This is a genomic window from Inquilinus sp. CA228, from assembly GCF_052078665.1.
GTDB lineage: Bacteria > Pseudomonadota > Alphaproteobacteria > DSM-16000 > Inquilinaceae > Inquilinus.
In genome coordinates this window covers 1-11188 of sequence record NZ_JBQJIK010000133.1, presented here as the reverse complement: position 1 = coordinate 11188, position 11188 = coordinate 1, and the positions used below count along the sequence as shown (strand labels likewise).

General features: G+C 68.9%; 10 protein-coding genes. 5 read left to right on the top strand and 5 right to left on the bottom strand.

Going from position 1 to position 11188, the window contains the following annotated elements; genetic code table 11:
* A partial coding sequence (locus ACTOWL_RS36640; RefSeq protein ID WP_441326244.1) for an FGGY-family carbohydrate kinase occupies window positions 1–446 on the top strand: 446 nt, incomplete at its 5' end.
* 46 nt (window positions 447–492) lie between these two features.
* On the opposite strand, the gene ACTOWL_RS36635 is transcribed toward ACTOWL_RS36640, so the two are convergent.
* The 3 genes from ACTOWL_RS36635 to ACTOWL_RS36625 all read right to left on the bottom strand — a co-directional run bounded on the left by ACTOWL_RS36635 (window position 493) and on the right by ACTOWL_RS36625 (window position 4091).
* On the bottom strand, window positions 493–2523 hold the full coding sequence (locus tag ACTOWL_RS36635; RefSeq protein ID WP_441326243.1) for a M10 family metallopeptidase C-terminal domain-containing protein: 2031 nt from the start codon (window positions 2521–2523) through the stop codon (window positions 493–495).
* A gap of 492 nt (window positions 2524–3015) precedes the next feature.
* Entirely contained in the window at window positions 3016–3477 is a 462-nt protein-coding gene (locus ACTOWL_RS36630; RefSeq protein ID WP_441326242.1) for an OsmC family protein, read from the bottom strand.
* The gene (locus ACTOWL_RS36625; protein WP_441326241.1) at window positions 3474–4091 is read right to left on the bottom strand and encodes a GntR family transcriptional regulator; all 618 of its coding nucleotides are present in this window, start codon (window positions 4089–4091) and stop codon (window positions 3474–3476) included. Before ACTOWL_RS36625 ends, ACTOWL_RS36630 begins: the two co-directional genes overlap by 4 nt.
* Before the next feature lie 124 nt (window positions 4092–4215).
* Here ACTOWL_RS36625 and ACTOWL_RS36620 point away from each other — a divergent pair, with 124 nt between their 5' ends.
* Window positions 4216–5670, top strand: a complete 1455-nt coding sequence (locus ACTOWL_RS36620) for a phospholipase D-like domain-containing protein (protein ID WP_441326240.1) — start codon at window positions 4216–4218, stop codon at window positions 5668–5670.
* 12 nt (window positions 5671–5682) lie between these two features.
* Here ACTOWL_RS36620 and ACTOWL_RS36615 read toward each other — a convergent pair whose 3' ends face one another.
* Window positions 5683–5937 carry a DUF7660 family protein gene (locus ACTOWL_RS36615; protein WP_441326239.1) on the bottom strand — a complete coding sequence of 85 codons (255 nt, stop codon included), beginning with the start codon at window positions 5935–5937 and terminating at the stop codon, window positions 5683–5685.
* Between the two features lie 140 nt (window positions 5938–6077).
* Between ACTOWL_RS36615 and ACTOWL_RS36610 the strand changes: the two genes are divergently transcribed.
* The gene (locus tag ACTOWL_RS36610; RefSeq protein WP_441326238.1) at window positions 6078–6674 is read left to right on the top strand and encodes a DUF2585 domain-containing protein; all 597 of its coding nucleotides are present in this window, start codon (window positions 6078–6080) and stop codon (window positions 6672–6674) included.
* Window positions 6675–6688: 14 nt separating this feature from the next.
* Window positions 6689–8407, top strand: a complete 1719-nt coding sequence (locus tag ACTOWL_RS36605; protein ID WP_441326237.1) for an ABC transporter ATP-binding protein — start codon at window positions 6689–6691, stop codon at window positions 8405–8407.
* Window positions 8408–8414: 7 nt separating this feature from the next.
* Here the strand turns inward: ACTOWL_RS36605 and ACTOWL_RS36600 are convergent, their stop codons facing one another.
* Window positions 8415–9314 carry an alpha/beta fold hydrolase gene (locus ACTOWL_RS36600; protein WP_441326236.1) on the bottom strand — a complete coding sequence of 300 codons (900 nt, stop codon included), beginning with the start codon at window positions 9312–9314 and terminating at the stop codon, window positions 8415–8417.
* A 179-nt stretch (window positions 9315–9493) separates the two neighbouring features.
* Between ACTOWL_RS36600 and ACTOWL_RS36595 the strand changes: the two genes are divergently transcribed.
* Window positions 9494–11188, top strand: a complete 1695-nt coding sequence (locus ACTOWL_RS36595; protein ID WP_441326235.1) for a calcium-binding protein — start codon at window positions 9494–9496, stop codon at window positions 11186–11188.

Here is an 11188-nt window from a genome sequence, read left to right as displayed (position 1 = left end):
CACAGGAGGCGGCGCGCGCGACCAGCGTCGTCCTGGCGCTGCGCCGCGCCCTGCTCGCCCGCGACCGCGCGCTGGGCCGCAGCGCCCTGCATTACGCGGTGCTGGAAGGGGTGGCGCTGGCGCTGCGCAACAATCTCGATGCCATGGCGGCGCTGCCGGGGCCGATCCGGCTGACCGGCGGCGGCGGCGCCAGCCGGATCTGGCCGCAGCTGATCGCCGACGCGACCGGACGGGTGGTGGAATGCGCCGACCTGCCGACCGCGACCACGGCGATGGGCGGCTACCGCATCGCTGCGGCGGCGCTGGGTTGGCCGACACCGCCGGACACCGTCGGCGCGATCCATGAGCCGCGGCCGGAGCGGATGGCGCGGGCCGAGCGGCGTCTGGCCCGCTTCCGCCGCGCCACCGAGGAGGCGCGGCGCCGGGCGGCCGAGGCGACGGCATAAAAAAGGGCCGCCCCGAAGGGCGGCCCCGAGCTCGTAGTGCGTTCGCTTACAGAACGAAGTCGTCGGCTGCCAAGCTGGTGCCGTAGACATTGATGTGGAAGTCGGAAACGCTGTCGCCGTTTACGTCGCCGGCGATGGTGAGGACGCCGGGCGCAGTGTTGGCGACGCGGAGCTGACCCGCGACGCCGCTGTAGAGCGCGCTGCCGATGAGGGTGAAGGCCTGGTCGCCGGCCGCGCCGGTGTTGGCGTCAATCCCCGACAGGTCGATGAGGTCGCCCTGGGCATGGCTGAAGTCGCGGATCAGGTCACCGGCCTGGAAGGGGCTGTCGGAGGTCGCGGTGTAGACGAACGTGTCCGCTCCCGCGCCGCCGACCAGCTCGTCAGCGCCGCCGCCGCCACGGATGGTGTCGTTCCCCAGGTCCCCGGACAGGATGTTCTTCCCAGCGGAGCCGATCAGCGTGTCGTTGAACTCCGACCCGCCGGCGTTCTCGATGTCGATCAGCAGGTCGCCCTGGGCATGGCCACCGGAGGCAAAGCCGGTCCCCAGGTTCACGTTCACCGCGACATTGCTCTGGGTGTAGAAGGCGCCATCCGTCCCGGCGCCGCCGTTGATCGTGTCGGCGCCCGCGCCGCCGGTGAAGGTGTCGTCGCCGGCGAGGCCGCTGAGCACGTCGTTGCCGTCGCCGCCGCGCAGATCATTGGATCCGGCATCGCCGGCCAGGGTATCGGCGAAGCGCGAGCCGACCAGGTTTTCGATGCTGGTGAACGAGTCGCCCGCGGCGTCGCCGCCGGTGCCGGTCCCGGCGGTCAGGTCGACGGCCACCGCGCTGGCCGAGAACTCGTAGCTCGCCGCGTCGAGGCCGGTGCCACCGTTCAGCACGTCCGCCCCGGCACCGCCGAAGAGGGTGTCGTCGCCGCCGGCGCCGTTGAGGACATCGTTGCCGGCCAAGCCCGAGAGTCTGTTGTCGTTGTTTTGGCCGGTGAGATTGTCGGCGAAGCTCGAGCCGACCACGCCCTCGACATTGAACAGCGAGTCGCCCGCGGCCTCACCGCCGGTGTTGACGTTGGTGGTCAGATTGACCGTGACCCCCGCGGTGGAACTCACATAGTAGATGGTGTCCTGGCCGTTGCCGGCGTCGATCAAGTCCGCCCCGGTCCCGCCGTAGATGACGTCGTCGCCGCCGGCGGCGAAGATGGTGTCGTTGCCGGCCAGGCCGCTCAGGACGTTGGTGCCGTCATTGCCGCTCAGCCTGTCGTTGAAGGCGCTGCCGGTCAGGCTTTCGATGTGGGTCAGGACATCGCCCTGGGCATGGCCGCCGCTGGCGGTGCCGGCGGCCAGGCTGATGGTCACGGCAGCGTTGGAGGCCGCGTAGCTGGCACGGTCGAGGCCGGTGCCGCCGTCGATCGCGTCCCTCCCGGCGCCGCCGGTGACGACGTCGTCGCCCGCGCCGCCGCTGAGCGCGTTGTCGCCGGCGTCGCCCGTCAGGGTGTCGGCGAAGCGCGAACCGGTGAGGTTCTCGATGCCGATCAGGGTGTCGTGTTCCGTGCCGGCCGGGTTGGTGCCCGTGCCCGCCGTCAGATCGGCGATGATCGCCGTGGCCGCGTCGACATAGTTCGCGGTGTCGACGCCGGTGCCGCCGTCCATCCGGTCGTTTCCGGAGCCACCGACCAGCACATCGTTCCCGGCGCCGCCGTTGATGGTGTCGTCTCCGGCCAGGCCGACCAGGGTGTTCGAGGTGTTGTCGCCGGTGAGGGTGTCGGCGAAGGCCGAGCCGACGATGTTCTCGAAGCCGAGGCTGACCAGGTCGCCGGTGGCGTCGCCGCCGCTGTTCAGGCTGATCAGCCCGAGCAGGCCGGGCACGAGGCTCACACGCACCGCCGCGCCCGAGGTCTCGTAGCTCAGGGTGTCGATGCCGTCGCCGCCGCTGATGACGTCGGCGCCGCCCTTGCCTTCGATGACGTCGTCGCCGTCACCGCCGCTGAGGACGTCGATAATGCTGTTGCCGACGAGGACGTCGTCGTTGCTGTCTTCGAGGTTGACGCCCAACAGCCCCAGGAGTTCCAGTGACAATGCCATATTCGTTCTCCGCTATCGCGTTTTCAGTATCGGTCCCAGCGCTGCCTGCACATGGCGCCGTTCTCGACCTAAGATCACAAAATCGTCGTTTACAAACAACTTAAAGGATCATGACAGGGTAGGGGACTCCTCTTGGTATAAAAAATATCGGTAAGATTTTCCATTATGATATTTCGGAGGAAAGGCAGAATATTTCTTAACAAAGAAATTTTATTATCTGCTCGGTGGAGATGCTTTCAAGGGCATCCAAAACTGGATAAAAATTTCCGGATGTGGAGTTGTTTCATTATCGGCCGCGAATGCCGAGCCCTCCGCTGCTCTAAAATGGTCGATATCTTGAAACAAAATTTCGGTCCAGGCAGCCGAGGGTTTCTTTTGGGCGGGAGATTTGCATGGGTGCCATGCGCCGCTCGCATGCGGCTGCCGGGCATTTGCCGGATCGCAGTGCCGGGGTCCGACATCTCCAGCGGGGTGGAGGGCGGTCCTGAAACATCATTCCAGCCGAATCTCGATCGCGGTCTTGACCGAATTGGCCAGAAAGCACTGCGCGTGGGCGGCGTGGTGCATCGCCTCCTCGGCGGCATGGTCCGGCGCGGGACCGGCATAGGCTACGCGCGGGTTCAGCACCACCCGGGTCACCGCCATCCGGCCCTGGGCGTCCGTCTCCATCACCCCTTCCGCCGAATCGCCGTAGCGGTCGACGACGAAGCGGCGCTTGGCTGCGATCGACAGGAAGAACAGCATGTGGCAGCTCGCCAGGGCGACGACATAGGCCTCCTCCGGGTCGACCGCCTCGGGGGCGGAGAAGGGCAGCGGCACGATGTGCGGCGAGGCCGAGGCCGGCACCTCGGCGCCGCCGTCGAAGCGCCAGAGATGCGCCCGGCTGTAGCGGCCGTCGGTGAAGGCGATGTCCGGCGGGCGCTGCCACAGCACGGTGGCCTGATATCGGCTCATGAGGTCTCTCCCGGTTGCGGATCGGCTGCCGCCCGCAGATGGGCGGCGAGGGCGCGGACGGCGGCGGCGGCGTCGCCGGCCCGGCAGGCGGCCAGAATCGCCTCGTGCTGCTGCGCCATCGCGGCGCGGAAGGCGGAGCCCGGGGGCTGCATCGCATAGGAGCGCCGTCCTTCCCGGCGCAGCGAATCGATCAGGCGCAGCATCCGGGCATTGCCGCAGGCCCCGTACAGGGCGGCGTGGAAGGCGACGTCCAGCTCCTCGATCGCCGCCGGATTCTCTTCCTCGGCCAGATCCTCGGCCAGCCGCGCGGCCCGGCGCAGGTCGCGCGGCTCCAGCCGGAGCAGCGACAGGCGCAGGGCCTCGCCCTCGACCAGGATGCGCAGGGCAGCCAACTCCTGGCTTTCCCCGGCCGACAGGCCGGCGACGGCCAGGCTGCGGTCGGACCGGCGGACCACCAGCCCTTCCGCCAGCAGCCGATCCAGCGCCTGCCGCACCGGCTGGCGGCTGACCCCGAAGCGCTCCGCCAGGCTCTCCTGGCGCAGCGCCGTGTCCGGCGGCAGCAGGCGCGCTTCGATATCTCGCCGCAGCACATCGGCAATCGAATTTGGATCCATGGATCCAAACTATGGGCGACGCCGGCCGACGTCAAGGCGCCGGCACCTCTTTCTCCTGTAACGTCGCTGAGCCTTGCCGGCCGCCGGGGTTGCTGGCAGGGGATGGACGGCGGAACATCGACCTATGGACGGAATGAACGGCTTCTGGACGACGTACTGGCCCGACATCGTGCTGGCGGCCAGCCTCGTGCTCGGCATCGCCGGCGCCATCCATGCGATCATGACCAAGGACGATGTGCGCGCCGCCACCGGCTGGGTCGGCGTGATCGTGCTGAACCCGATCCTCGGCGCCCTGATCTATCTGGTGCTGGGCGTCAACCGGGTGCGCCGCGCCGCGATCGCGCGCCGGCGGCGGCGGTCGGGCGCCGGCATGGACGACCACGAGACCGGGCCGGCGGTGGATGTGGCCGCGGCCTCGGCGCCGCAATTCGCCTCGCTGCAGCGGCTCGGCGACAAGGTCTCGCCCTTCGCGGTGACCGCCGGCAACGAACTGCGGCTGCTGCAGGGCGGCGACGAGGCCTATCCGGCGATGCTGGAGGCGATCCGCGGCGCCCGGTCCTCGATCGCGCTGCAGAGCTACATCTTCGACAACGACACGGTCGGGCAGGAGATCGCCGGGGCGCTGATCGAGGCGGCGCGGCGCGGGGTGGCGGTGCGGGTGCTGATCGACGCCATCGGCGCGCGCTATTCGCGGCCCCAGATCGTCGGCCTGCTGCGCGAGGGCGGCGTCACCACCGCCCGTTTCAACGGCAAGCTGATCGGCCTGCGGCTGCCCTATGCCAATCTGCGCTGCCACCGCAAGCTGCTGGTGGTCGACGGCGAGACCGCCTTCACCGGCGGCATGAACATCCGGGCCCAGTTCTCCAGCGCCTATGCCGATGGGCCGCCGGCCCGCGACACCCACGCGCGGGTCTGCGGCCCGATGGTGCAGAGCCTGCTGGCCGCCTTCGCCCAGGACTGGCGCTTCACCACCGGCGAGCGGCTGCACGGCAAGGCCTGGCAGTCGCTGCCGCAACCGCAGCCGGCGCCCTCGGTGCTGGCCCGCACCATCCTGTCCGGGCCCGACCTCACCCTCGGCTCGAATCACAGCCTGGTGATGGGCGCGATCGCCGTGGCGCAGCGCTCGATCCGGATCTGCTCGCCCTATTTCCTGCCCGACTTGCCGCTGACCAGCGCCCTGGCCATCGCGGCGCAGCGCGGGGTCGAGGTCGACATCGTCATCCCCAGCGTGAACAACCTGGCGCTGGTCGACGCCGCCATGACGGCGCAGCTCGACCAGGTGCTGCGGCCCGGCTGCCGGGTGTGGCGGGCGACCGGCCCGTTCGACCACTCCAAGCTGATGGCGGTGGACGGCGCCTGGGCGCTGATCGGCTCCTCCAACCTCGATTCGCGCAGCCTGCGGCTCAATTTCGAGCTGGATGTCGAGATCTACGACCGCGGCGTGGCCGGCGAGGTCGATGCCGCCATCCGGCAGCGCATCGCCTCGGCCCGGCCGGAGACGCTGGCGACGCTGCGGGCCCGGCCGCTCCTGACCCGGCTGCGCAACCGGACGGTCTGGCTGGCCTCGCCCTATCTCTGATCTCGACGGCGGCTACTCGTAGATTCTGGCCGCCAGCAGGACGCCGGCGAAGAAGCTCCAGTTGACGTCCTCTGGATAGGGCTGGCCGATATTGCGGAAATGCCCGGGGCTGGCGGAAACCCAAGCCGCCATGGCCTCCAGGAAGCGGTCGAGGGTCGGGTTCTCCCATTCCTCCGGCCTCTTCAGCAGGTCTTGCCGAAGCTGGTCGACGAAGGCGGCAAACTCCTCTCTGGTGCGGAGGGTCCGCTGCTGGTCGAGCAAATCCACGATCCATTCTCCCCGATGGAAAGCAGCATTTCACCACAAACGGCCAGGTTCGCCTCACCCTCCCGTCATGCCGAAAGCGGCGCGTCGTCCTGACGTCTGCGAATGCTTCGCAGCCCTCCGGCCGTGCTAGGACTGCGCTCATGGTGAACCGATCCTTCAGGGCGGCACGGCCGGGCCGGCTGTCGCCAGGCGTGTACCTCCTGCTCGGTCTCGGCCTGGTGGCGGCGACGGCGGCGATCCTGCTGGCCATGGGCCGGGTGCCGATCTGCACCTGCGGCACGGTCAAGCTGTGGACCTCCGATGTGCTCAGCTCGGACAACTCCCAGCACATTGCCGACTGGTACACGCCGTCGCACATCATCCACGGCTTCCTGTTCTTCGGGCTGACCTGGCTCGTCGCCCGGCGGCTGCCGCTGGGCGCCCGGGCCCTCCTGGCCATCGCCATCGAGGCCGCCTGGGAGATCGCCGAGAACAGCCCGATGATCATCGACCGCTACCGCGAGGCGACGATCGCGCTCGGCTACACCGGGGACAGCGTGATCAACTCGGTCTCCGACATCGGCTTCATGCTGGCGGGGTTCTTCTTCGCGGCGCGGGCGCCGGTGTGGTTGACGGTGCTGCTGGCCGTGGCCTTCGAGCTGTTCACCGGCTGGCTGATCCGCGACAACCTGACCCTGAACGTGCTGATGCTGCTGCACCCGGTCGACTCGATCCGGGCGTGGCAGTCCGGCGGCTGACTTCGAGACGACCGATGCTGAAACGCTTCTTCGCCTATTACCGGCCGCATCGCGGGCTGTTCCTGCTCGATTTCTGCTGCGCCATCGTCTCCGGCCTGCTTGAGCTCGGCTTCCCGATCGCGGTCAAGGTCTTCATCGACAGCCTGATGCCGAGCGGCGACTGGCCGCTGATCCTGCTCGCCGCCGCCGGCCTGCTGGTCATCTATGTGTCCAACACCGGCCTGATGGCGGTGGTGACCTATTGGGGCCACATGCTCGGCATCAACATCGAGACCGAGATGCGGCGGAAGGCCTTCGACCATCTGCAGAAGCTGTCCTTCAGCTACTTCGACAACCAGAAGACCGGCCATCTTGTCGGCCGGCTGACCAAGGACCTGGAGGAGATCGGCGAGGTCGCGCATCACGGGCCGGAGGATCTGTTCATCGCGGTGATGACCTTCATCGGCGCCTTCGCGCTGATGCTGACGGTCAATGCCGAGCTGGCGCTGATCACCGCGGCGATCGTGCCGCTGACCGCCTGGCTGACCAGCCGCTACGGCGGCCGCATGACCCGCAACTGGCAGGCCCTGTACGGCCGGGTCGGCAACTTCAACGTGCGGATCGAGGAGAATGTCGGCGGCATCCGCGTGGTGCAGGCCTTCGCCAATGAGGAGCACGAGCGCCGGCTGTTTGCCGACGACAACCAGAACTACCGGCGGACCAAGCTCGACGCCTACCGGATCATGGCGGCCAGCACTTCGCTCAGCTATCTCAGCATGCGGCTGATCCAGATGGTGGTGATGATCGCCGGCGCCTATTTCGTGCTGACCGGCCGGCTCAGCGAGGGCGGCTTCGTCGGCTTCCTGCTGCTGGTCGCCGTGTTCTTCCGGCCGATCGACAAGATCAATTCGGTGATCGAGACCTATCCCAAGGGCATCGCCGGCTTCCGCCGCTACACCGAGCTCTTGGACACCGAGCCGGACATCGTCGACCGGCCGGGCGCGGTCGACGTGCCGGCGCTCAAGGGCGACATCCGCTACGACGGCGTCAGCTTCGGCTACGGCGACGGGACGCCGGTGCTGCGCGGCATCGACCTCGTCATCCAGGCGGGCGAGACGGTGGCCTTCGTCGGCCCGTCGGGTGCCGGCAAGACCACGATCTGCTCGCTGCTGCCGCGGTTCTACGAGGTCCAGGGCGGCCGCATCACCGTCGACGGCATCGACATCCGCGACATGACCATGACCTCGCTGCGCCGGCAGATCGGCGTGGTGCAGCAGGACGTGTTCCTGTTCGCCGGCTCGATCCGCGAGAACATCGCCTATGGCCGGCTGGGCGCGACCGAGGCCGAGATCATGGAGGCGGCGCGGCGGGCCCGGCTCGAGGGCGTCGTCGCCGGCCTGCCGGACGGGCTGGACACGGTGATCGGCGAGCGCGGGGTGAAGCTGTCGGGCGGGCAGAAGCAGCGCCTGGCGATCGCCCGCATGTTCCTGAAGAACCCGCCGATCCTGATCCTGGACGAGGCGACCTCGGCCCTGGACACGGAGACCGAGCAGGCGATCCAGCAGTCGCTGGCCGAGCTGTCGCGGGGCCGCACCACTTTGGTGATCGCCCATCGGCTGGCGACCATCCAGCACGCCGACCGGATCGTGGTGGTCGACGCCAACGGCATCGCCGAGCAGGGCCGGCACCGCGACCTGGTCGCCGCCGGCGGCCTCTACCGCCGGCTGCATGACGCGCAATACGGGATGCGGTGAGCCGCCGTCAGCCGCCGGCCCAGCCCTTCACGGTCACCATCGCCTCGGCAAAGGCCTCGGGTGCTTCCTGCGGCAGGTTGTGGCCGATCCCCGGCGCCACCACCCGGTGCTCGTGCCGGCCGGTGAAGCGGCTGGCGTGATGGGCGGTGCCGCCGGGCGGCATCACGCCGTCGGCGTCGCCGTCCAGCGTGATCGCCGGCACCGTGATCGGCGGCTGCGCCGCCAGCCGGCGCTCCACCTCCGCCACCGCCGGATCGCCCTCGGCCAGGGCGAAGCGGTGGCGGTAGGATTGGATCACGACATCGACGAAGTCGGGATTGTCGAAGCATTCGGCGCTGCGCTCGTAGGTGGCGTCGTCGAAGCGCCAGTCCGGCGACCACAGCCGCCACAACAGGCGGCACAGATCGCGCCGGTTGCGCTCCAGTCCCCGCCGGCCGCGCTCGCCGTGGAAATAGTACTGGTACCAGTAGCGGAACTCGGCCTCGGGTGAGGCCGGCTCGCCCGACCGGGCGATGTCCTGGATGTTGTAGCCGTTGACCGAGACCAGGCCGCGCGCCCGGTCCGGCCACAGCGCCGCGACGATGCAGGCGGCGCGGCCGCCCCAGTCGTAGCCGCCCAGCACCGCCGATTCGATCCGCAGCGCGTCCAGCAGCATCAGCAGGTCGTGCCCCAGCGCCGCCTGCTCGCCCGACCGCGGCGTCGCCGCCGACAGGAAGCGGGTCGGGCCGTAGCCGCGCAGATAGGGCACGATCACCCGGGCGCCCTGCGCGGCCAGGCGCTGTGCCACCTCGTCATAGCTGTGGATGTCGTAGGGGAAGCCGTGCAGCAGCACCGCCGGCCAACCCGACGGATCGCCGCTCTCCTCATAGGCGACGCTCAGCACCCCGGCCTCGATCCGCTTCAGCATGGTCGCGACTCCCGCGCTCGGATCCGGCCATTGGAGCACATCCGGCGGCGCGACTCATGCGGATCCGACCGTCGGGTGACCTCGGTAACACATGACTCCCCCGGACGTCCGGCATCTTGGCCGGGTGAGACACAACCGAGCGGCGGCCGCCGGCCGCCCTGTGGAGAAGGGGAACATCCATGGCTATCATCAACGGCACAGAGGCCGGTGAAACCCTGTTCGGCACGGACGATGCCGACACCATCAACGCCAAGGGCGGCCACGACCTCGTGATCGGCAAGAAGGGCGACGACACCGCCTTCCTGGGCACGGGCAACGACATCTTCCGCTGGTTTCCGGGCGACGGCAGCGACACCATCGACGGCGAGGCGGGCACCGACATGCTCGACTTCGTCGGCGCCAATGCCGATGAGAACATCCAGATCTTCGCCAATGCCGGGGGGAAGGCGACTCTCTTCCGCGACATCGCCACGGTGACCATGACCCTGGACAATGTCGAGATCGTCCTGTTCCAGGCGCTCGGCGGGTCGGATCTGGTGACCATCAACAATCTCGTCAACACCGACGTCAAGCGGGTGGCGGTCGACCTGGCCGCCGTGTCGGGCGGCGCCGCGGGAGACGGCGCGCAGGACAATGTGATCGTCAACGGCGCCGCCGGCGCCGCCGCCGACGTGATCACGCTGTCGCAGACCGGCACCGGGACGGCCACGACCGTGGTGGTGAACGGCCTGGCGGCGCAGACCACGATCGTGCATTTCGACGCGGGCGACCACCTGGTCGTGAACGGGCTCGGCGGCAACGACCGGCTCGATGCGCGGGCGCTGCCGCAATCGATGGTCCTGGTGCTCGACGGCGGTGCCGGTGACGACACGCTGATCGGGAGCGCCGGGGCGGACCTGCTGCTCGGCGGTGCCGGCAACGATATCGTGATCGGCGCCCGGGGCGACGATACCGCCTTCCTGGGCAGCGGCGACGACGTTTTCTTCTGGGCGCCGGGCGAGGGCAGCGACACGGTCGAGGGCGGGTTCGGCACCGACACCATGAGCTTCCTCGGCGCGGGCGCCGCCGAGACGGTCGACATCCTGGCCAATTTCGGGCGAGCGACCTTCTTCCGCGACGTCGCCTCGATCAACATGGATCTGAACGATGTCGAGCGCATCGAGTTCGATGCGCTCGGCGGCGCCGACAAGGTCAGGATCCACGACCTGACCGGGACCGAGGTCAACCGGGTCGACATCGACCTGGCCGGGACCGTGGGTGGAACCACCGGCGACGGGGCCATCGATGCGGTGACGGTGGAGGGTACTGCCGGCGCCAACGGCATCACGCTCTGGAACTCCGGGTCCACGGTCGGCGTCGACGGGCTGCAGGAGCGAGTCTCGATCCAGCACCTGGAGGTGGCTGACCAGCTGACGGTCGATGGCGGCGCCGGCAACGACGTGATCAACGCCTTCGCGGTCGGGGCCGGCCGGGTCAGCCTGACGCTGTCCGGCGGAGCGGGCGATGACACACTGGTCGGCAGCGCCGGTTCGGACATCCTCATCGGCGGCGCCGGGGCCGATCGCTTCGTCTTCTCCTCCCTCTCGTACAGCGTGGTGGGGGCCAAGGCGGACAAGATCGCCGATTTCAGCCATGCCCAGGGCGACAAGATCGACGTGTCGCCGATCGACGCCAACGTCTGGGCGGCCGGTAATCAGGCGTTCCACTTCATCGGCACCGGGCTGTTCACCCACACAGCGGGTGAGCTGCGCTACGCCTACACCTCGCCCACGACCACCACGGTCGCCGGCGATGTCAACGGCGACGGCACCTCAGACTTCCATATCGTGCTGGCCGGCAATGTCGCGCTGACGGCGGCGGACTTCGTGTTGTAA

Excerpts from the sequence above, each read along its gene's own strand:
- ACTOWL_RS36630 (WP_441326242.1), bottom strand. The coding sequence starts at position 3,477 with ATGAGCCGATATCAGGCCACCGTGCTGTGGCAGCGCCCGCCGGACATC.
- ACTOWL_RS36635 (WP_441326243.1), bottom strand. The coding sequence starts at position 2,523 with ATGGCATTGTCACTGGAACTCCTGGGGCTGTTGGGCGTCAACCTCGAA.
- ACTOWL_RS36625 (WP_441326241.1), bottom strand. The coding sequence starts at position 4,091 with ATGGATCCAAATTCGATTGCCGATGTGCTGCGGCGAGATATCGAAGCG.
- ACTOWL_RS36620 (WP_441326240.1), top strand. The coding sequence starts at position 4,216 with ATGGACGGAATGAACGGCTTCTGGACGACGTACTGGCCCGACATCGTG.
- ACTOWL_RS36600 (WP_441326236.1), bottom strand. The coding sequence starts at position 9,314 with ATGCTGAAGCGGATCGAGGCCGGGGTGCTGAGCGTCGCCTATGAGGAG.
- ACTOWL_RS36610 (WP_441326238.1), top strand. The coding sequence starts at position 6,078 with ATGGTGAACCGATCCTTCAGGGCGGCACGGCCGGGCCGGCTGTCGCCA.
- ACTOWL_RS36605 (WP_441326237.1), top strand. The coding sequence starts at position 6,689 with ATGCTGAAACGCTTCTTCGCCTATTACCGGCCGCATCGCGGGCTGTTC.
- ACTOWL_RS36595 (WP_441326235.1), top strand. The coding sequence starts at position 9,494 with ATGGCTATCATCAACGGCACAGAGGCCGGTGAAACCCTGTTCGGCACG.